The sequence below is a fragment of the Micromonospora sp. NPDC023956 genome, from assembly GCF_040639195.1.
Classification (GTDB): domain Bacteria; phylum Actinomycetota; class Actinomycetes; order Mycobacteriales; family Micromonosporaceae; genus Micromonospora.
Genome location: NZ_JBEZZN010000003.1, coordinates 665141 through 684136, shown reverse-complemented (window position 1 = coordinate 684136; position 18996 = coordinate 665141). Strand labels below are relative to the sequence as shown.

Sequence of the window (18996 nt, the reverse complement as noted above, 5' to 3'; positions counted from 1 at the left end):
TGCAGCGGTTCCCAGAGGGTGAAAATAAGCTACAACCAGGCTCCTGTCAGCCGCCGAACCCGTAACGAGTCCGCATCACCGCGTTCATCGCCCCTGGCGGGGCGCGGCCGGGAAGCTCCGCTGGTCGCACCCGGGGTGCGACGATGGGACGGCCCGCCGGCGAGAGAATTCCCGCGCCCCGAGGTGGAGGTGACCATGACCGCAGCGGTGTTCGGCCACGACGGACCGTGGACGGAGGAGGAGTACCTCGCCCTCGGGGAGACGTCCCAGCGCGTCGAACTCTTCGACGGGAGCCTCCACGTGACCCCAGCCCCCACCCCCCAACACCAGAACATTTCCGGTGAACTCCGCGCCGTCCTGCGCGGGCCGGTCCGCAAGGCCGGGCTGCGCGTACTCGAAGGGGTGAACGTCCGGCTCCGACCGGACCGCATCACGATCCCGGACCTCGTCGTCACCGATCCGATCGACCTCAACGATCCCTACGTGGCTGCGGGTGACGTGCGACTGGTCTGCGAGATCATCTCGCCCGGCAACGCCGCCACGGACAAGGTGCTGAAGATGCACTACCACGCGGCTGCCGGGATCGAGTGGTACCTGCTGGTCGAGCAGAAAAGCCTCGCGGTCCACCTGTACCGGCGACAGGACGGCCACCACGCGGAGCACTCGTCCGCCGCTCCGGGTGGTTTGCTGGAGCTGACGGAGCCGGTGCACGCGGTCATCCGACCGGAGCGGTTGCTGGACTGACAACTGTCGGGGGGCTCGCCTAGGGTCGGAGCATGACCGAGTTCGACGCGGCAGCCCTCGCCGTGCAGGCCGCGCTGGACGCCGGTGCGCGGTACGCCGACGTCCGGGTGATGCACCGCCGCTACGAGTCCATGTCGGCCCGCAACGGCGAGATCGAGCAGCTGACCCAGGATTCCGACCTCGGGCTCGGGGTGCGCGCCCTGGTCGGGTCGAGCTGGGGTTTCTATGCCGTACCCGACCTGGCCGACGCCGCCGCGCGCGACGCCGGCCACCGCGCCGCGCGGATCGCCGCGGCGAGCGCCCGGGTGGCCGGCCCACCGGTCGAGATGGTGCCGTCGACGCCCACCACCGCCTCCTGGGCCTCCCCCTGCGAGGTCGATCCGCTCGACGTGCCGCTGAGCAGCAAGGGCGACCTGCTGGTCGCCGCGACCGCGACGATGGCCGACCACGGGGCGGATCTGGCCGAGGGGCTCTACCAGGTCTGGGACACCGGCAAGTGGTTCGTCTCCAGCGAGGGGCACCGGATCGACCAGCACATCCGTGAGTGCGGGGCGGGCATCTCGGCCACCTCGATCGGCGACGGCGAGACCCAGCGCCGGTCCTGGCCCAGCTACCGGGGCCAGTACGGCACCACCGGCTGGGAGCTGGTCGACGCACTCGACCTCGTCGGCAACGCCGCCCGGATGGCCGAGGAGTCCCGGGCGTTGCTCACCGCCCCGCTCTGCCCGGCCGAGGAGACCGACCTGATCCTCGGCGGCGAGCAGCTCGCGTTGCAGATCCACGAGTCGGTCGGGCACGCCATCGAGCTGGACCGGATCCTCGGCTGGGAGGCCGCGTTCGCCGGCACCTCCTGGCTGGACCTGCGCCAGCTCGGCTCGCTGCGCTACGGCTCCGAGCTGATGAACGTCACCATCGACCCGACCATCCCGGGCGCGCTGGGCAGTTTCGGCTTCGACGACGAGGGCTCCCCGGCGGTCCGCCGGGACGCGGTCCGCGCCGGCCGCTGGGTGGGGGTGCTGGCCGGCCGGGACTCGGCCGCCGTCGCCGGTCTGGGCTACGGCGGCAGCGTCCGCGCCGACGGTTGGGCCCGACTGCCAATGGTGCGGATGACCAACGTCGGCCTCGAACCCGGGCCGCACACCCTGGAGGAGATCGTCGAGGCCACCGACGACGGGGTGCTGATGGACATCAACCGTTCCTGGTCCATCGACGACAAGCGGCTCAACTTCCAGTTCGGCTGCGAGATCGGGTGGGAGATCAAGAAGGGGCGGCGCGGCCGGATGCTGCGCAACCCGACCTACACCGGGATCGGGCCGGTCTTCTGGCGCTCGATGGACATGCTCTCCTCCGAGATCGTCCCCTGGGGGACGCCCAACTGCGGCAAGGGCCAGCCGGGCCAGGTCGGGCACACCGGCCACCCGGCCGCCCCGGCCCGCTTCCGCAACGTCCGGGTGGGAGTTCGCGCGTGAGCGCGAGGAACGAGCGAGCGCAGCGAACGAGTCCCGCAGTCGTGAGCAGAAGGGCCGCAGCGTGAGCGAGACGGAGATCGCCGGGCAGGTGGTGGAGCTGGTGGGCCGGCTCGCCGGGGCCGGCGCGCAGGCCGAGGTGACGGTGACCCGGTCGGACGCGGCGCTGACCCGGTTCGCCAACTCGTTCATCCACCAGAACATCGCCGAGTCGACGGTGTCGATCCGGCTGCGGCTGCACGCCGACGGGCGTACCGCCACCGGCAGCGGCAGCCTGACCAGCCCGGACGGCCTCCGGGAGCTGGTCGAACGGACCCTGGTCGCGGCCCGGCTCTGCCCGCCCGACCCGGGCTGGCCGGGCCTGGCCCCGGCCGCTCCGACGCCGGCCGCCCCGGCGCCGGACGAGGCCACCGCGTACGCGGAACCCGACGAGCGGGCCGCCCGGGTCCGTGCGTTCGTCGACGCGGCCGGCGGCCTGGAGACGGCCGGCTACTGCCGTACCTCGCACCAGGTCGCCGCGTTCGCCAACACCGCCGGGCACACCGCCTCAGGGCGGATGGCCGAGGCGGCGATGGACGGCATCGCGCGGGTCGGCGGGGTGGACGGGGTGGCCCGGCTCGCCGCCGACCGCCTGGGTGAGCTGGACGGCGCGGCCCTCGGCGCGCGGGCGGCGGGCAAGGCCCGCTCCGGCGTCGACCCGGTCGAACTGCCGCCGGGGCGGTACGAGGTGGTCTTCGAGCCGGCTGCCGTCGCCGACCTGCTCGCGAACCTCGCCATGTACGGCTTCAACGGCAAGGCGCACGCCGAGCGGAAGTCCTTCGCCGAGCCGGGGACGGCCCAGTTCGACCGGGCGGTGACCCTGGTCGACGACCCACTGGCCGCCTCCGGGCTGCCGGTGGACACCGAGGGCACCGCCCGCCGGCCGCTGCCCCTGGTGACCGCCGGCACGACCGAGGCGGTGACCCACGACCGGCGTACCGCCGCCGTCACCGGTGCCACCTCGACCGGGCACGGTTCTCTCGAATCGCCCACCTTCGGCCCGTTTCCGCACACCATCCGGCTGGTGCCCGACGGGGGACCGGCACCGGCGGCGGGCCCGGTGGCCGGACCGGTGGCCGACCCGGACACCGCCGCCCTGGTGGCGGGCGTCGGGCGGGGGCTGCTGGTCAGCGACCTCTGGTACACCCGGGTGCTCGACCCGAAGGCGTTGACGGTGACCGGGCTGACCCGCAACGGGGTCTGGCTGATCGAGGACGGCGTGGTCACCCGCGCGGTCCGGAACCTGCGTTTCACCCAGGCGTACCCACGGGCGCTCGCACCCGGCGCGGTGCTCGGGACGGGCCGGGTCGCCGTCCGCCAGCCGGACCGGACCGCCGGTGTCTGGTGGAGCGCACCCCCGCTACGGCTGGCCGGGTGGAACTTCACCGGCGGCGCCTCGGGGTGACACCTCCGATACCGAATCGTTGATCCGGTGGGCCCGCATCCTCCCTGGACGTGAGGTTCTTAACATCGGACAGCGATCGGAGCGCCACAGCTTTCAAACCGGTCTCATACAAGCGACACTCCCTGCGCGAACGGCTCGCACTGAGCGGCGTAACGTGTGTCACTTAGCTGCGTCGGTACGCCCCGGCGCGGTGGTGGGTGTGCGCAGGGGGACGTGGCTGCGAGGGCGGTGCGCCGGCTCGCGTGCCCGGCCGGAACCGATCCGTGCCCGCGAGGGCCCCGTCAGGGAGACGACTGGAATGACTTCAACGGCAACGAAGCCGCGGGGTGCGCGAGCGCGCGCCGCCATCGCGGCGAAGACGTTGCGTACCGACCGCTGGTGGTTGGCGCCGCTGATCACGGTCATCGGCCTCGGCGCGTGGGTCACGTACGCGACGGTCCGGGTCTTCATGCACAAGTGGTACTGGGTCGACGACTACCACTACCTGACCCCGTTCTACTCGCCGTGCGTGACCGATCGGTGCGTGACCGAGGCCTCCCACTTCGGGCAGTTCCTGCCCGGCTGGTGGATCATCCCGGACGCCGCGATGACCCTGCCGTTCCTGCTGTTGTTCCGGCTGACCTGCTACTACTACCGCAAGGCGTACTACCGGTCGTTCTGGCTGTCGCCGCCGGCCTGCGCCGTGCCGGACGGGCACAAGACCTACTCGGGTGAGACCCGCTTCCCGCTGCTCGGGCAGAACCTGCACCGGTACGCCTTCTACGCCGCCGCGATCATCTCCCTGATCAACACCTGGGACGCGGTTCTCGCCTTCCACTCGCCGAAGGGCTTCGGCTTCGGGCTGGGCAACGTCATCCTGCTGGTCAACGTGATCATGCTGTGGGCGTACACGATCTCCTGCCACTCCTGCCGGCACATCATCGGCGGGCGGCTGAAGCACTTCTCGAAGAACCCGCTTCGCTACCGCGCCTGGACGGGCGTGTCGTGGCTGAACGTCCGCCACATGCAGCTCGCCTGGATCACCCTCGGCACCCTGGCGCTCACCGACTTCTACGTGATGGCGCTGGCCGCCGGCTGGTTCAGCGACCTGCGGTTCATCAACTAAAGGGCCCGGACACTGATGACTACGCGAATCGAACGACACCACTACGACGTCGTCGTGATCGGGGCCGGTGGCGCCGGTCTCCGGGCGGCGATCGAGGCTCGCCTGGCCGGCAAGAAGACCGCGATCATCTCGAAGTCGCTCTTCGGCAAGGCGCACACGGTCATGGCCGAGGGCGGCGCCGCCGCCGCCATGGGGAACGTGAACAGCCGGGACAACTGGCAGGTGCACTTCCGCGACACCATGCGCGGTGGCAAGTTCCTCAACAACTTCCGGATGGCCGAGCTGCACGCGAAGGAGTCGCCGCAGCGGATCTGGGAGCTGGAGACCTACGGTGCGCTCTTCGACCGCACCAAGGACGGCAGGATCTCGCAGCGCAACTTCGGCGGGCACGAGTACCCCCGACTGGCGCACGTCGGGGACCGGACCGGCCTGGAGATGATCCGGACCCTCCAGCAGAAGATCGTCTCCCTCCAGCAGGAGGACAAGAAGGAGTTCGGCAGCTACGACGCGCGGATCAGGGTCTTCGCGGAGACCACGATCACCGAGCTGCTGCTCGACGGTGACCGGATCGCCGGTGCCTTCGGGTACTACCGGGAGTCCGGCGAGTTCGTCCTCTTCGAGGCCCCGGCCGTGGTGCTCGCCACCGGCGGCGTCGGCCGGTCCTACAAGGTCACCTCGAACTCCTGGGAGTACACCGGGGACGGGCACGCGCTGGCGCTGCGCTCCGGGGCGAGCCTGATCAACATGGAGTTCCTCCAGTTCCACCCGACCGGCATGGTCTGGCCGGTCTCGGTCAAGGGCATCCTGGTCACCGAGTCGGTCCGGGGTGACGGCGGCGTCCTCAAGAACTCCGAGGGCAAGCGCTTCATGTTCGACTACGTGCCGGACGTGTTCCGCAAGCAGTACGCGGACAACGAGGCCGAGGCGGACCGCTGGTACAAGGACCCGGACAACAACCGGCGGCCCCCGGAGCTGCTCCCCCGCGACGAGGTCGCCCGCGCGATCAACAGCGAGGTCAAGGCCGGTCGCGGTACGCCCGCCGGTGGCGTCTACCTGGACATCGCCTCCCGGCTGCCGGCCGAGGAGATCCGCCGTCGCCTCCCGTCGATGTACCACCAGTTCAAGGAGCTGGCCGACGTCGACATCACCAAGGAGCCGATGGAGGTCGGGCCGACCTGTCACTACGTGATGGGTGGCGTCGAGGTCGACCCGGACAGCGGGGCCGCCGCCGGCAACGTGCGGGGGCTGTTCGCCGCGGGTGAGGTCTCCGGCGGCATGCACGGCTCGAACCGGCTCGGCGGCAACTCCCTCTCCGACCTGCTGGTCTTCGGCAAGCGGGCCGGCGGGCACGCGGCCACCTACGCCGACCAGCTCTCCTCCCGCCCCAAGGTGTCGGTGGACGCGGTCGAGGCCGCGGTGGAGACCGCACTCGCCCCGCTCCAGCGGGACACCGGCGAGAACCCGTACACCCTCCAGCAGGACCTCCAGGCGGTGATGGGCGACCTGGTCGGCATCATCCGGCGTGAGGGTGAGCTGGCCGACGCGCTGGTCCGCCTCGCCGAGCTGCGCGAGCGGGTGGCGAAGGTCAGCGCGGCGGGGGGCCGGCGCTACAACCCGGGCTGGCACCTGGCCCTGGACCTGCGCAACATGCTGGTCGTCTCGGAGTGCACCGCGAAGGCCGCGCTGGAGCGGCAGGAGTCGCGCGGTGGCCACACCCGGGAGGACTTCCCGGGGATGGACCCGACGTGGCGCCGGGTGAACCTGGTCTGCTCGCTCGACGGCGACACCGTACGCCTGGAGCACAAGCCGCTGCCGAAGATGCGCGCCGAGCTGATCAGCCTCTTCGACCGGGCCGAGCTGGCGAAGTACCTGACCGACGAGGAGCTGGCCGATTTCGACGCCCTCGTCGCCGACGCGCACGCCGAGGAGGCGAAGTAAGTGGGCTCGAAGCGCCAATTCCGCATCTGGCGGGGTGACGAGGACGGTGGCGACCTCCAGGACTACACCATCGAGGTCAACGAGGGCGAGGTCGTCCTCGACGTGATCCACCGCCTCCAGGCCACCGACGCGCCGGACCTGGCCTGCCGGTGGAACTGCAAGGCCGGCAAGTGCGGGTCCTGCTCGATGGAGATCAACGGCAAGCCGCGGCTGGGCTGCATGACCCGGATGTCGACCTTCGAGGAGAACGAGACGGTCACGGTCACCCCGCTGCGCACCTTCCCGGTGATCCGGGACCTGGTCACCGACGTCTCGTTCAACTACGAGAAGGCGCGGGAGACCCCGGCCTTCGCGCCGCCGGAGGACGTGGCACCGGGCGACTACCGGATGCAGCAGGTCGACGTGGAGCGCTCGCAGGAGTTCCGCAAGTGCATCGAGTGCTTCCTGTGCCAGACGGTCTGCCACGTGATCCGCGACCACGAGGAGAACAAGCAGGCCTTCGCCGGTCCGCGCTACTTCATCCGGGCCGCCGAGCTGGACATGCACCCGCTCGACACCAAGACCGACCGCAAGGAGTACGCGCAGGCCGAGCAGGGTCTGGGCTTCTGCAACATCACCAAGTGCTGCACCGAGGTGTGCCCCGAGCACATCAAGATCACCGACAACGGGATCATTCCGATGAAGGAACGGGTCGTCGATCGGAAGTATGATCCCCTGGTGTGGCTTGGTAGCAAGATCTTCCGTCGGGGTCAGAACGAGTCTGTCGAGGCCAGCGCCAAGAACCAGCCGGGCGTGCACCACGGTCTCGGTGGCGTCCACTCGCACCGGGGCGGATCGCACGACCCGGCCGCCGAGACGCAGGCGCAGCGCGGGCTCAACTGGAACCGCGAGGTGCCGCACCCGACCGCCCCGGCCGTCGACCAGCGCGGCCGACTGCCGCTGAGCGAGCTCACCTTCGACCGGCCGGCCGCGCCGTCGCCCTTCGGTGACGACGTGACGTTCCCGCTCCCCGCCGAGCACCTGAACTACGCCCACCCGGAGCAGGACGACAAGAAACAGCACTGAGCGAACGGCAACGGGGGGTCTGCGGCTTGCGCCGCACGACCCCCCGCTTCCGTTTCGCCCCGCACCTGGTCGGACGGCGGTTCCGGCAAGAAGGGTGGATCAGTCGCCGGGTGACGCCGCCGGACCGGCGGAACGGAGTGGATCGAGGAGGGGACGGAGCGCGGCCACGATGGGGACGTCGGCGGGAAGCCAGTCGACCGTGTCGAGTTCGTCGACCGAGAGCCACCGCAGCTCGGCGTGCTCCAGCGCCCGCGGCTGGTCGTCGCCGAGCAGGCGGGCCGCGTACACCCGGAGCACGGAGCGGCCGTGCGCCATCCGGACGTCCCGCCCGACCCGGTCACCGACCTCGACGCGTACGGCGAGTTCCTCGGCGCACTCGCGGACCAGGGCGGCGATTTCGGTCTCCCCTGGCTCGACCTTGCCGCCGGGGAACTCCCACCGGCCGGCGACCTCCGGCGGGGCGGAGCGCGCACAGGCCAGCACCCGCCCGCCCGCGACGATGGCCGCGCCGACGACCACCTTCACGTCCCGGCCTTCGGCCTGCCCGCCACCACTAATCCGTTCGGTCCGCACGGCTGACCAGCGTGCCAGATCAATCGGCGGTTTGGGTAGCGTCGTCAGCCGCTAGGCCAGCAAGAGAGGGAAGTGTGGGCGTGGACACACCTCCCGCCTGCCGACAAACTAGGACCACCAACGGGACACAGGACGGCGACGATTTGGCCACGAGCCGGCAACGACGCCTGGGAGGTGCGGTGATGCGCGCGCTGTTCCGCAGTCGAACCAAGCGCGACTACCTCAGTGACGCCCTCGCCCTGCTCTCCGGGTGGACCCGGGAGGGTGAGCAGATCGAGCGGACCCTCGTGATCGACGACTCGCAACACGCGGCGCTGACCGAGCGGGTCAAGGTCGTGGCCGACGCCCTGCACCTGCGTCCCGAGATCAGCCGCTTCGCCGACCGCACCCAGATCCGCGTCGGGCACCGGGGCGACGAGCCGCTGACCGAGGGCGAGGTCCTGCTGGCCGCGCGGATCGAGGACGCCTACCGCGCGGTCACGAGCCCCTGACGGTACGCCCCGTCGCTGCCGCCTCGCCCTGGCGGCGCCGCTTGTCCACCCGCGAGAGCAGCCAGTTGCCGACAGCGGAGACCGCGAGACCGGGCAGGACGAACAGCACTATCTCGTCCGGCAGCCCGAGCGAAGCGAACGGCAGCCCGGTCAGAGCGAACGGCAGCAGGCCCACACCCGAGCCCAGGTAGAGCCACCCCCGCCGGCGGGCGGTCGGATCCCGCCGGAGCACTCCTTCGACCAGCAGACCAGCGCCGGCCAGGATCCACAGCGCGGCGAAGGCACCGACGACCACCACCGCGAGAGTCCAGATCGTATCCATCCGTGTTCCCTTCGCAGCCGGGGATCGCTGTCGTCAGAGTAGGCGGTGGCGAGCCGCCCGCGCCGGCCCGATTTCCGACAGCAGCGCCCTCCGCCTGCCTGTCCACCCGGAAGAAGATTGCCGAGCGACAAGTGTTTCGCCGGGACAGCCCTGGGTACCAGATCCTCGCACGAGCAGACAACCTTCTCACAACGGATGGAAAGCACCCATGTCAGCCGCCGACCCCCTGGCGGCGTAGGGCCTCGTCGGCCGACCACACCCCCCGTGGTCGACCGGCGGGGCCCTCCTCTGCTGCCCTCCGTCGGACGACGCTGCCCCGTCGGACGGCGACTGAGCAGCGGTGGGCAAGCTGGCACACCCCACCTACCGTGGGAATCATGGCGAACGCGACGTACGACCGCAAAGAGCAGTACAACCAGATCTCCAGTGGCCTGCTCCAGGGCGAGCAGATCATCGCCGTCTACGACGCCATCGGCACCGGCACCGGCTTCATCGGCCTCACCGACCGGCGGGTGATCATCCAGGACCAGTCCTTCGTCGGCAAGAAGTTCGCGATCACCAGCATCCCGTACTCGAAGATCACCAGCGTCAGCGTGGTCAGCAACAAGTCCTGGGGCGGGCAGTTCTTCTCCACCGGGGCGATCGCGATCCACGTCGGCACGCACACCTACGAGGTCGAGTTCCGGGGCTCGGACAAGGCCCACCACGTCCACAACGTGATCCTGCACTACATCTCCTGACCCCGTCCGGAGCCGTCCCCTCGGCACGACCGGGCGTCGTCGGGCGCTGGAATACTGGATCACATGCGGCGAGGGCTGACGACGATGATCGGGACGTGGCGCGCGGTGGTCCGGGCCGTACCGCGCTGGCTGCGGCTCGCGGTCGGTCTGGGGGTCGTCGGCGCGCTGCTGCTGACCGTCGGCACGCTGGCCAGCGTGAACTGGATCCGGCAGGGCGCACAGGGACGGCTCTTCACCACGGCCACCGTGCCGGCGGCACCGGTCGCCCTGGTGCTGGGGACCAAGGTCCAGCCGGACGGCACGCCGTCGCCGTTCCTCGCCGCCCGCCTGGAGATCGCCCGGCAGCTCTACGCCACCGGCAAGGTCGGCGCGATCCTGGTCTCCGGCGACAACGTCGATCCCGGGTACGACGAGCCGACCGCGATGCGGCACTGGCTGGTCGAGCGGGGCGTACCGGAGAACAAGGTGGTACGCGACCATGCCGGCCTGGACACCTACGACTCGTGCGCCCGCGCCAAGCGGATCTTCGGGGTGGACCGGGCGACCCTGGTGACCCAGTCCTTCCACCTGCCGCGTGCGGTGACGGTGTGCCGGCGGCTCGGCGTCGAGGCCAACGGGGTCGGTGACGACACCGCCCGCGCGTACGAGCGGACCTGGCGGATCAGCTCCAGCCGTGAGCACGGTGCCGCCGTCAAGGCCGTGCTGGACATCCTCTCCGGCCGCGACCCGGCCCACCTGGGCCGCCGTGAGACCGGCGTCGACGACGCCCTGCTCGCCGGCTGAGCCCGACGGCCGGTCGACGGCCGGGCCGTGACCGCTCCCCCGCCGGCCGGTTGCCGGAGCATCCATAGGTGCAGAGCGTGCTGTGGAGCTGCCCGCAGACGGGGCAACCGCGCGGCCGGGCTACCGGAGCAACCGGCGGGTGCACGGGCCGTCGTGGCCGGCCCGGAGCAGGCAGCGCTGTCCGCCGGGCAGCCGGGTGTCGCAGAAGACCCGATGGTGGACGCCCTGCTCGTCCTCGTACGACACGGTGGCCTCCCCCGGGTCGGCGCAGGGCAGGATGCTCGCCCACCGCGCCACCACCCGGGCCAGCCGTACCGCGCCGGTCAGGTCACCGGCGACCACCGGCAGGTGGATCACGAACCGCTCCCGGCCGCGCCTCACCGGTACGCCCGCTCGTTGACCCGGGGCGCGTACTCGGACTGCCAGCGCCGCAGCGCATCCTTGATGCGGCCGGTCTCCTCCCGGCTCTGGTTCAGCTCGTCGTAGAGGTCGGTCAGGTCGTCGGCGACCCGGTCCAGGAACTCCTGCACGTCCGCCGGGTCCAACCCACGCCGGAACAGGCCGACGCTGCGGAACCGTCGCCGCCGCACCTGCCAGGACCGCAGCGGGGCATACGCCCGGGACCGGTAGACGCCCGGCTCGGCCGGGCGCGTCGTCCCCGGGTCACCGCTGCCCGGCCGGTGGCTGCCGCCGGTCCGTTGCCGACCGCCACCGTCGACCGGCCTCCGGTTGTCACCGGCCCGCCGGGAGAAGAACCGCATGCCCGCTCCGCCTCTCTGCCACTCTCCGTCACCCGACCTGGAAGGGGCGGCCCGCCCGCCCGCCGCGCACGGGCGGACCACCCCGCCCTGCCGTCGCAGCTCAGAGCAGCAGCACCACGACAGCAGGGCCGACCAGTAACTCGACAGGCTGAACGACACACCTGCGATCAGCCGTTCACACCCGGACACGAGCCGTGACTGCGAGACTACAAACATTCGGACAAGCGCACAAGCCCCGTGGGGCAGGGGGATGTTTGTTGTCCGGACAGGGGCGCATTCCCACGTCCCCCCAGGGCGATGAGGCTTCAGGGGTATGAGGATCGATCCCCGCTCGCACACGCCGATCTACATCCAGCTCGCCGACCTGCTGCGCGCGAAGATCGAAAGCGGGGAGTTCACTCCCGGGGCGACGCTCCCGAGCGAGCTGCAACTCAGCCAGGAGCACGAGATCGGCAGGGAAAGCGTCCGCATGGCGGTGGCGCTTCTCCGGTCCGAGGGCCTGCTCAGAACCAGCCGAGGCCGTGGCACCTGGGTACGGGAAGCGCCACAGCGCGAACAATTCGAGCTGACGTCCGGCAGCTCGGCAATCGCCCGGATGCCGTCGAACCGGGAGCGACGCGAGATGGACCTGGATGAGGGCGTACCCGTGATCGAGATCCGGAGCCCGGACGGCGACGTCAGGGTCCTGCCCGGCGACCAGACCGAGCTGATCCGTCCCTGACCCACGCACCTCCCTCGGGCCGGCGCACCGGGCCTGGTCGCTACGTCGAGCCTGGCCACGCTGCCGACGAGCCGTTGCGACAGGCCCTGGATAGGGTGACGGGGTGTCGACCGAACGACGTGGGAAGTTGCGAGGCAGGTACCTGAAGCTCGGGACGGGAGAGCTTGCCGCCGCAGCCTCGTTCGCCGTGGTCGCCGTCGCCCTCGTGATGCCTCGCCTTGCCGGGCCTGACGATTCGGCAGCCCTGTGGTCGGCACTGGTTCCGCTGCTCGTGGTCCTGGTGCAGGCCGGGGTCTACTGGCTGGCGGCCCGCTCCTGGGTCGAGCGGGCACCGATGCCGGTCGCCGTCGCCGGTGTCTACCGGGTGTTCCGGATCGCCGACGCCGTTCTCCTGGGCGCCGGCCTGGTCGGGATCCTGGTGTGGTGGCCCGACCAGGCCGGCACCGCCCTGCTGGTGGTGGCGGTGTGGCTCTTCGCGGTGGTGGAATACCTGAACTACTTTGTCGTTCGCCTCGCCTACCCCCTGAGTCGGTGGTTCACCACCGTGGGCCAGTGGCGCGCCCCTCAACTGGTGCGGGACCTGCGCACCTCGGCCCCGGCTCCGAGATCGCGGAATCGCCCCGACCCGAGCTGACCGGCCCGAGGGCCGTCGCGCCTCCTGTCGTGCAGCAGGACCGAGGCGGTCAGCAGTCCGCGGCGCGCCAGAACTGGGTGGACTTGTTGCCGACGTGGACGTGGTCGTCATGGTCGGGGTAGCCCGGTCCGAGAATTTCCTTGAATCCGCAGTAGCGGGCCATCCGCCACATCTCGCAGAGGCTCGGCCGACTCGACGTGCCGAGGTCGGCGGCCGTGCCGTACGTGTGCAGGCTCCCGGACACCCCACCGACCCGGGTGTTACAGGAGATGCTGCGGAATCCGGAGGAGATGACGATCGGGCGGTCGCCGAGTTTGTGCCGCAACGCCTCCAGTTGCCACATCACCCGTAACAGGTTGTCCCGCACGGTGGCGGTACTGGCCGCACCACCGGAGAAGCCCGACTGACCGCAACCGCCGTCGAATTCCGGGTACCTGAAGTGCTGCGGTGTGCAGTCGTCGTTCTGGAGCGAGTAGATCAGGTTGAAGACCGGCGACCCGGCGGTTTCCGATGTCTCCGACATGCGGTAACCGGCCTTGAAACGCTTGACGGCGGCACCGGTGGCCGGGCCGAAGTCGCCGTCGATCGCGAGGGTCTCGCCGTAGCCGACCCAACCGGCGATACGGATCTGTAGCTGTTTCACGTCGTTTCCGGTCGCCCCTCGATTGAGGGTGCGGGTCCAGGTGAAACACTTCGTGGTCATGCCAACTCCCGTGACGAGGGGACAGTTCTCTGACCGCCGGCTCACGAATCACTAAGGTTGGTCGTACGTGCGTGCACCCCGTCCCGGAAGCTCGTCGTGCAGGGCGGAAATGCGACCGACCGCGCTGTTCGGATTATTGCGCCGACGCGATTCCACCGTGGCGCGGAAATCCGGGCGCGACCAATTCCGGTCGAACAATCCGCAGGGGGTGACATATTGACGGGCCGGTCACGAACGGCGTGTCATTCTCTCCGTCGGCCACCCGCGCGCCCGGCCGGAGAGCCGGCAGAACGCCGGGTCAGTCCCACCAGAACGACCAGCAGTTCAGGCCGACGATCTGCTCGGCGTAGGCGGCCAGCGTCCCACTGCCCTGCCAGACGTTGTCCGGGCAGAAGGCGAAGTGCTCGGCGGCGACCCGCAGGGCGTGCTCGGACGAGGTCGGCGGGGCGGCGACGCTGAGGTGGAGGATGTCGAAGCCGAGGCCGACCACCCGGGCCCCGAAGCGCTCCTCCCAGCTCCGGACGACCGCCGCCAACTCCCCCGAGTCGTTGGTGAAGTTCGCCGGGCCGGTCCAGCCCGTCACGGCCAGCGTGTCCGCGCCCCGGGCAGCCGGCACCAGTCCCAGTCGGGCCTGGCCGTCCTCCAGGAAGTCGACGTACTCGTCGGCGAACTCCCCGGGTGCGCCGGCCGGCTGGCCGGGGTCGGCGGGGCCGGGCCACCGCACACCGAGCGGAGCCAGGGCCTCGGTGCCGTCCGGGTTCTCCCCGTGTCCACCCCACCACCGGGCGAGCAGCTCCGCCGGGTCGTGACGGTCCGGCGACGACATCCGCGCCGGGCACACCTCCCCGTCGACCCACGGACGGTTCTCCTCGCTCCGCAACCCGCTCAGCACCAGCGGCCACAGTCCGGTCTCCTGATGCCGCGCCCGCAGCGACGCCCAGCGTCCCGGCTCGGCCGGGCCGTCGCTCAACCAGTACGGCGGCGGCCCGCCGTCCTCGGGGGTGACGAGGCGGCCGGGGGGCAGCGTTCCGGCGGGCAGGGCGTCGAGCAGCCGGGGCAGGTCCGTGATCATGGTGGGGAGCGTAGGCGAGCCGTACGACGTGCCGACCGGGAGCGGCTCAGGCAGGACGGGAGCAGATCGGGCGGGCCGGGAGCAGCTCAGGACGGGTTGGTGCGCAGGTAGGCCAGGACGGCCAGCACCCGACGGTTGGTGTCGTCGCTGGGCGGCAGGTCGAGCTTGGCCAGGATGTTCCCGACGTGCTTGCCGACCGCCGCCTCGGTGACGTGCAGCCGCGCCGCGATCGCCGCGTTGGAGTGGCCCTCGGCGATCGCCGCGAGGACCTCACGTTCCCGGCCGGTCAGGGCGGCGAGCGGGTCCCGGGGGCGGTGCAGAAGGTGGCGGACCACGTCGGGGTCGATGGCCGTGCCGCCGCCGACCACCCGACGCAGCGTGGCGGCGAACTCGGCCACGTCCGCGATCCGGTCCTTCAGCAGGTACCCGACGCGCCGGCCGTCGCCACTGTCGAGCAGCGCGGAGGCGTACTCGGTCTGCACGTACTGGCTCAACACCACGACCGCGAGCCGGGGCCGTCCCGCGCGCAGGGCGACCGCCGCGCGCAGCCCGTCGTCCCGGTGGTCCGGCGGCATGCGGATGTCCGTGACGAGCAGGTCCGGCTGGTACGCGCCGACCGCGTCCCGCAGCGCCGGGGCCGACCCGACGGCCGCGACCACCTCGAAGTCGAACCTGGTCAGCAGGGCGACGAGACCCTCCCGCAGGAGGACCTCGTCCTCGGCCAGCACGACGCGGGTCACGGGCGGCACGGCAGTTCCACCCGGACGAGGGTAGGCCCGCCGGTCGGGCTGGACAGCAGCAACCGCCCGTCGACGGCGGCCACCCGGTCGGCGAGGCCGGTCAGCCCCGTGCCCCGGGCCGGTTCGGCACCGCCGTGGCCGTCGTCGGTGACCTCGACGACGAGGTGGTGGTCGGTCTGGGCGAGCCGTACCTCGGCCCGGCTGGCCCGAGCGTGCCGGGCGACGTTGTTCAGCGCCTCGGAGACCACGAAGTAGGCGGTGGTCTCCACCAGTTCCGGCACCGGCCGGTCCAGGTCGGCGCGTACCGCGACCGCGATGGTCGCCTCGCCGGCCAGCTCCCGGACGGCACCGGCCAGGCCGAGTTCGGTGAGGTTCTGCGGGCGGATGCCCTGCACGATCTGCCGGAGGGTGCCCATCAGGTCCTTGGCCTGCTCGTGCGCGACGGCCAACGGGGCGGCGGCGGGAGAGTCGTCGGGCACGTCCAGCCGGGCCAGACCGAGCTGGACGGTGAGGCTGGTCAGGCGGGCCTGGGCACCGTCGTGCACGTCGCGCTCGATCCGGCGACGTTCCGCCTCGTACGCGTCGACCAGCCGGGCCCGGGATCGGGTCACCTCGCGCAGTGCCACCGGGTCGGCGGACGGCCCGCCGAGCAGCCACCGGGCCACGACGGCCTGGACCGCGACGAGCAGTCCGCACAGGTACCACAGCACGGGGAGGACGAGGAGCGCCCCGATCGCGTAGGGCACCGCCTGGCGGGGCGTGTCGACCGTGGTCCAGAGCATGATGACCTCGCCGGCGTCGCCGAGCAGCCAGGGGCTGACGATCAGCATCAGGTCGATCAGGCCCAGCACCGTGAGCGTCCCGTACGCGACCGGCACCACACCGCCCAGCCAGAAGGTGTACGCCACCTCCCGCCACGCCGCCGCACTGGTGTAGCGCTCCGCCAGGCTCCGGAGGAAAGGGTCGGGCAGCGGCAGCCGCCGACCGGGGAACGGACGCTGGTCGACGACGCCGAGCCGCCACCGCTCGAACGCGGCCACCGGGGCACTCACCAGCGGGGCCAGGGCCAGCATGACCAGCCCGGCCAGGGTGAGGAACACGACGATCGGCAGCTCGATCGGTCGGCCCTGCCGCGCCGCGTTGACCACGGCCACCGAGGGCGCCACGACGACGAGCAGCCCGAAGGCCAGCAGGCCCGCGACCGGCACGGTGGTGACGGCGTACGCCAGCGCCCGCCAGGGCCACCACGAGAGCAGATAGCCGCGCCGTCGTAGCGCCGCCGGTAGGTGGAGGGGTTCGTTCGAGGTCATGACGTCACGCTATGCACGGTGTTCCGACCGACCCAGCCGGCTGGATCCACTTCCGGGGTATGCCCAGCCCTACCTGACGAGCGCCGACGTCCCGGCGCGGCGACTCGGGCCGGCCGGCGGCGGGCTGACCGACTACTGCTTCATGGTGGCGATCTGGATGAGGTTGCCGCAGGTGTCGTCGAGGACGGCGGTGACCACCGGCCCCAGGTCGGTCGCCTCCTGGGTGAACTCGACGCCCAGCCCCTTGAGCCGCTCGACCTCGGCGTACACGTCGTCCACGGCGAACTGGGTGAACGGGATGCCGTCGGCGACCAGGGCGTTCTTGAACGGACCCGCCGCCGGGTGGCCGGTCGGCTCCAGCAGCAGCTCGACGCCGTCCGGGTCGGCCGGGGAGACCACGGTGAGCCAGCGGGCCCCGCCGGCGGGCACGTCGGTCTTCTTGATGAACCCGAGCTTCTCGGTGTAGAAGGCCAGCGCCTTGGCCTGGTCGTCGACGAAGACGCTGGTGAGGTTGATGCGGATCACGAGTTCGGTTCCTCTCGGTCGATGGGCCACCGCTCGACGATCGCGCGCAGCGGGCTCGTGTCGAGGTGGTGGAACTTGAACCGGCCCTGCCGCCGGGTGTGCACCAGGCCGGCCTGTTCGAGCACCGCGAGGTGCTGCGAGATGGCCTGACGCGACGAGGTCAGGCCGTGCTTCATGGTCAACCGACCGCAGATCTCGAACAGGGTCTGGCCGTCCCGGTCGACCAGCTCGTCCAGGATGATGCGTCGCGTCGCGTCACCGACCGCCTTGAACAGGTCGCCGTCCGCGTCCATGGAGACAGTTATAGGCAAGCGCCCACTTGCCTGTCAAGTCGCGTGGCCCGAACAGGTCGGGCCCCGGTAGGCGACGAGTCGGACAGCACGGAACCAGACATCGAACCGGAACTCGACCGCGTTCCGGCACGAACGACCAGCTGGGGGCGGCTGCCCCGGACGTCGATCATCGGGTGCCGCACCACCGGAGTCGCGGGCCCCCTGCCCACGGGCACTGACGGACAGCGTCGAAGCCACCGCTGAGGAACTCCGCTGCGATCGCGAACGCGTCGGCTCGATCCGCCGGTACCACGTCGCCGCGGTTGGCAAGCGTGCGAGTTCCCGCCCACGTACCGGGCGAGGTCTCGACGGGGAGTTGCGAAGAGCGCGGCTACACGTTGAAGCGGAACTCCACCACGTCGCCGTCCTGCATGACGTACTCCTTGCCCTCGATGCGGACCTTGCCCGCCGCCTTCGCCGCCGCCATCGATCCGGCCGCGACCAGGTCGCCGAAGGAGACCACCTCGGCCTTGATGAAACCGCGCTGGAAGTCGGAGTGGATCACCCCGGCGGCCTCCGGCGCGGTCGCGCCGACCGGGATCGTCCAGGCCCGCGCCTCCTTCGGCCCGGCCGTCAGGTACGTCTGGAGCCCGAGCGTGCGGAAGCCGACCCGGACCAGCTGGTCGAGGCCCGGCTCGGACTGGCCGATCGACTCCAGCAGCTCACGGGCCTCCTCCTCGGGCAGGTCCACCAGCTCCGACTCGATCTTGGCGTCCATGAAGACCGCCTCGGCGGGGGCGACCAGGGCCCGCAGCTCGTCCAGGAACCCCGCGTTGGCCAGCTCGTCCTCGTCGACGTTGAAGACGTAGATGAACGGCTTGATGGTGAGCAGGTGCAGCTCGCGCAGGTGCTCCAGCTCGATACCGGCGTCCTTCGCGCCCGCGTAGAGCGTCGTACCGCCGTCGAGGACCTCGACCGCCTGCTTGGCGGCGGTGACGGCGGCGGCCCGGTCCTTGCGGAGCTTGGCCTCCTTCTCCAGCCGGGGCAGCGCCTTGTCGAGGGTCTGGAGGTCGGCGAGGATCAGCTCGGTGTTGATCGTCTCGATGTCGTCGGCCGGCGAGACCTTGCCGTCGACGTGCACCACGTTCGGGTCGGAGAAGGCCCGCACCACCTGGCAGATCGCCGAGGCGTCCCGGATGTTCGCCAGGAACGCGTTGCCCCGGCCCTGTCCCTTGGAGGCGCCCCGGACCAGGCCGGCGATGTCGACGAACGACACCGGCGCGGGGAGCACCTTCTGCGAGTCGAAGATCTCGGCCAGCTTGCCCAGCCGCTCGTCGGGCAGGCCGACCACGCCGACGTTCGGCTCGATCGTGGCGAACGGGTAGTTCGCCGCCAGCACGTCGTTCTTGGTCAGCGCGTTGAACAGGGTGCTCTTGCCGACGTTGGGCAGGCCGACGATCCCGATGGTCAGACTCACGACGAGCCAGCTTACGCCGCTGTCCCCGCCCCGCTCGCGCCGGGCGGGCTCCGACGCGGGCGGAAAATCCGCGTCCGGGACGGCACCGCGTTGCTAGCCTGCCCTGCTGA

At 71.0% G+C, this 18996-nt stretch carries 22 protein-coding genes; 11 read left to right on the top strand and 11 right to left on the bottom strand.

The genetic code is table 11. The features are described from left to right. Positions 1–195: 195 nt before the first annotated feature. The 6 genes from AB0F58_RS09425 (at position 196) to AB0F58_RS09400 (ending at position 7762) form a co-directional block, all read left to right on the top strand. Complete coding sequence (locus AB0F58_RS09425; protein WP_357140250.1) at positions 196–744, top strand: Uma2 family endonuclease; 549 nt, start codon at positions 196–198, stop codon at positions 742–744. Between the two features lie 32 nt (positions 745–776). Further along, the gene (locus tag AB0F58_RS09420; protein WP_357140248.1) at positions 777–2213 is read left to right on the top strand and encodes a TldD/PmbA family protein; all 1437 of its coding nucleotides are present in this window, start codon (positions 777–779) and stop codon (positions 2211–2213) included. 61 nt (positions 2214–2274) lie between these two features. Continuing rightward, positions 2275–3654, top strand: coding sequence for a metallopeptidase TldD-related protein (locus AB0F58_RS09415; RefSeq protein WP_357140246.1), 1380 nt, complete (start codon positions 2275–2277; stop codon positions 3652–3654). 298 nt (positions 3655–3952) lie between these two features. Continuing rightward, on the top strand, positions 3953–4759 hold the full coding sequence (locus AB0F58_RS09410; protein ID WP_357140244.1) for a hypothetical protein: 807 nt from the start codon (positions 3953–3955) through the stop codon (positions 4757–4759). A gap of 15 nt (positions 4760–4774) precedes the next feature. Beyond that, positions 4775–6697 (top strand): fumarate reductase/succinate dehydrogenase flavoprotein subunit, encoded by a 1923-nt coding sequence (locus tag AB0F58_RS09405; protein ID WP_357140242.1) that lies wholly within the window; start codon positions 4775–4777, stop codon positions 6695–6697. Beyond that, positions 6698–7762 carry a succinate dehydrogenase/fumarate reductase iron-sulfur subunit gene (locus tag AB0F58_RS09400; protein ID WP_357140239.1) on the top strand — a complete coding sequence of 355 codons (1065 nt, stop codon included), beginning with the start codon at positions 6698–6700 and terminating at the stop codon, positions 7760–7762. It abuts the gene before it with no gap. A 99-nt stretch (positions 7763–7861) separates the two neighbouring features. Here the strand turns inward: AB0F58_RS09400 and AB0F58_RS09395 are convergent, their stop codons facing one another. Continuing rightward, positions 7862–8335 carry a (deoxy)nucleoside triphosphate pyrophosphohydrolase gene (locus tag AB0F58_RS09395; protein WP_357140236.1) on the bottom strand — a complete coding sequence of 158 codons (474 nt, stop codon included), beginning with the start codon at positions 8333–8335 and terminating at the stop codon, positions 7862–7864. A 182-nt stretch (positions 8336–8517) separates the two neighbouring features. Between AB0F58_RS09395 and AB0F58_RS09390 the strand changes: the two genes are divergently transcribed. Further along, positions 8518–8826: a 4a-hydroxytetrahydrobiopterin dehydratase gene (locus tag AB0F58_RS09390; RefSeq protein WP_357140233.1), complete on the top strand. Its 309-nt coding sequence runs from the start codon at positions 8518–8520 to the stop codon at positions 8824–8826. On the opposite strand, the gene AB0F58_RS09385 is transcribed toward AB0F58_RS09390, so the two are convergent. Beyond that, positions 8813–9148, bottom strand: a complete 336-nt coding sequence (locus tag AB0F58_RS09385; RefSeq protein WP_357140231.1) for a hypothetical protein — start codon at positions 9146–9148, stop codon at positions 8813–8815. The two genes, AB0F58_RS09390 and AB0F58_RS09385, sit on opposite strands and share 14 nt — an antisense overlap. A 377-nt stretch (positions 9149–9525) precedes the next feature. On the opposite strand from AB0F58_RS09385, the gene AB0F58_RS09380 reads away from it, so the two are divergent. Next, positions 9526–9888 (top strand): PH domain-containing protein, encoded by a 363-nt coding sequence (locus AB0F58_RS09380; RefSeq protein WP_357140229.1) that lies wholly within the window; start codon positions 9526–9528, stop codon positions 9886–9888. A 63-nt stretch (positions 9889–9951) separates the two neighbouring features. Continuing rightward, positions 9952–10671, top strand: coding sequence for an ElyC/SanA/YdcF family protein (locus AB0F58_RS09375; RefSeq protein WP_357140226.1), 720 nt, complete (start codon positions 9952–9954; stop codon positions 10669–10671). 120 nt (positions 10672–10791) lie between these two features. Here AB0F58_RS09375 and AB0F58_RS09370 read toward each other — a convergent pair whose 3' ends face one another. Continuing rightward, positions 10792–11052: a hypothetical protein gene (locus AB0F58_RS09370; protein ID WP_357140224.1), complete on the bottom strand. Its 261-nt coding sequence runs from the start codon at positions 11050–11052 to the stop codon at positions 10792–10794. Further along, positions 11049–11432 carry a DivIVA domain-containing protein gene (locus AB0F58_RS09365; protein ID WP_357140221.1) on the bottom strand — a complete coding sequence of 128 codons (384 nt, stop codon included), beginning with the start codon at positions 11430–11432 and terminating at the stop codon, positions 11049–11051. Before AB0F58_RS09365 ends, AB0F58_RS09370 begins: the two co-directional genes overlap by 4 nt. A gap of 313 nt (positions 11433–11745) precedes the next feature. Here AB0F58_RS09365 and AB0F58_RS09360 point away from each other — a divergent pair, with 313 nt between their 5' ends. Then, a complete protein-coding gene (locus AB0F58_RS09360; protein ID WP_357140219.1) occupies positions 11746–12153 on the top strand; it encodes a GntR family transcriptional regulator in 408 nt (135 codons plus the stop codon). 127 nt (positions 12154–12280) lie between these two features. Continuing rightward, complete coding sequence (locus tag AB0F58_RS09355; RefSeq protein WP_357140217.1) at positions 12281–12787, top strand: hypothetical protein; 507 nt, start codon at positions 12281–12283, stop codon at positions 12785–12787. Positions 12788–12836: 49 nt separating this feature from the next. On the opposite strand, the gene AB0F58_RS09350 is transcribed toward AB0F58_RS09355, so the two are convergent. From AB0F58_RS09350 to ychF, 7 genes are all read right to left on the bottom strand, one after another. Further along, complete coding sequence (locus AB0F58_RS09350; RefSeq protein WP_357140215.1) at positions 12837–13490, bottom strand: D-Ala-D-Ala carboxypeptidase family metallohydrolase; 654 nt, start codon at positions 13488–13490, stop codon at positions 12837–12839. Between the two features lie 298 nt (positions 13491–13788). Continuing rightward, entirely contained in the window at positions 13789–14562 is a 774-nt protein-coding gene (locus AB0F58_RS09345) for a DUF4253 domain-containing protein (RefSeq protein ID WP_357140212.1), read from the bottom strand. An 86-nt stretch (positions 14563–14648) separates the two neighbouring features. Then, the gene (locus AB0F58_RS09340) at positions 14649–15311 is read right to left on the bottom strand and encodes a response regulator transcription factor (protein ID WP_357140209.1); all 663 of its coding nucleotides are present in this window, start codon (positions 15309–15311) and stop codon (positions 14649–14651) included. Continuing rightward, positions 15299–16612 carry a sensor domain-containing protein gene (locus AB0F58_RS09335; RefSeq protein WP_357140206.1) on the bottom strand — a complete coding sequence of 438 codons (1314 nt, stop codon included), beginning with the start codon at positions 16610–16612 and terminating at the stop codon, positions 15299–15301. Before AB0F58_RS09335 ends, AB0F58_RS09340 begins: the two co-directional genes overlap by 13 nt. Positions 16613–16744: 132 nt before the next feature. Further along, a complete protein-coding gene (locus tag AB0F58_RS09330) occupies positions 16745–17134 on the bottom strand; it encodes a VOC family protein (RefSeq protein WP_357140465.1) in 390 nt (129 codons plus the stop codon). Next, positions 17134–17430, bottom strand: a complete 297-nt coding sequence (locus tag AB0F58_RS09325; RefSeq protein WP_357140204.1) for a metalloregulator ArsR/SmtB family transcription factor — start codon at positions 17428–17430, stop codon at positions 17134–17136. The genes AB0F58_RS09330 and AB0F58_RS09325 overlap by 1 nt, the downstream gene beginning before the upstream one ends. Positions 17431–17800: 370 nt before the next feature. Then, positions 17801–18886, bottom strand: a complete 1086-nt coding sequence (ychF, locus tag AB0F58_RS09320) for a redox-regulated ATPase YchF (RefSeq protein WP_357140201.1) — start codon at positions 18884–18886, stop codon at positions 17801–17803. Positions 18887–18996: the final 110 nt, after the last annotated feature.

Coding starts and splice junctions, on each gene's coding strand:
- AB0F58_RS09425 (WP_357140250.1), top strand. CDS start 196: ATGACCGCAGCGGTGTTCGGCCACGACGGACCGTGGACGGAGGAGGAG.
- AB0F58_RS09420 (WP_357140248.1), top strand. CDS start 777: ATGACCGAGTTCGACGCGGCAGCCCTCGCCGTGCAGGCCGCGCTGGAC.
- AB0F58_RS09410 (WP_357140244.1), top strand. CDS start 3,953: ATGACTTCAACGGCAACGAAGCCGCGGGGTGCGCGAGCGCGCGCCGCC.
- AB0F58_RS09405 (WP_357140242.1), top strand. CDS start 4,775: ATGACTACGCGAATCGAACGACACCACTACGACGTCGTCGTGATCGGG.
- AB0F58_RS09390 (WP_357140233.1), top strand. CDS start 8,518: ATGCGCGCGCTGTTCCGCAGTCGAACCAAGCGCGACTACCTCAGTGAC.
- AB0F58_RS09385 (WP_357140231.1), bottom strand. CDS start 9,148: ATGGATACGATCTGGACTCTCGCGGTGGTGGTCGTCGGTGCCTTCGCC.
- AB0F58_RS09380 (WP_357140229.1), top strand. CDS start 9,526: ATGGCGAACGCGACGTACGACCGCAAAGAGCAGTACAACCAGATCTCC.
- AB0F58_RS09375 (WP_357140226.1), top strand. CDS start 9,952: ATGCGGCGAGGGCTGACGACGATGATCGGGACGTGGCGCGCGGTGGTC.
- AB0F58_RS09365 (WP_357140221.1), bottom strand. CDS start 11,432: ATGCGGTTCTTCTCCCGGCGGGCCGGTGACAACCGGAGGCCGGTCGAC.
- AB0F58_RS09360 (WP_357140219.1), top strand. CDS start 11,746: ATGAGGATCGATCCCCGCTCGCACACGCCGATCTACATCCAGCTCGCC.
- AB0F58_RS09350 (WP_357140215.1), bottom strand. CDS start 13,490: ATGACCACGAAGTGTTTCACCTGGACCCGCACCCTCAATCGAGGGGCG.
- AB0F58_RS09345 (WP_357140212.1), bottom strand. CDS start 14,562: ATGATCACGGACCTGCCCCGGCTGCTCGACGCCCTGCCCGCCGGAACG.
- AB0F58_RS09335 (WP_357140206.1), bottom strand. CDS start 16,612: ATGACCTCGAACGAACCCCTCCACCTACCGGCGGCGCTACGACGGCGC.
- AB0F58_RS09325 (WP_357140204.1), bottom strand. CDS start 17,430: ATGGACGCGGACGGCGACCTGTTCAAGGCGGTCGGTGACGCGACGCGA.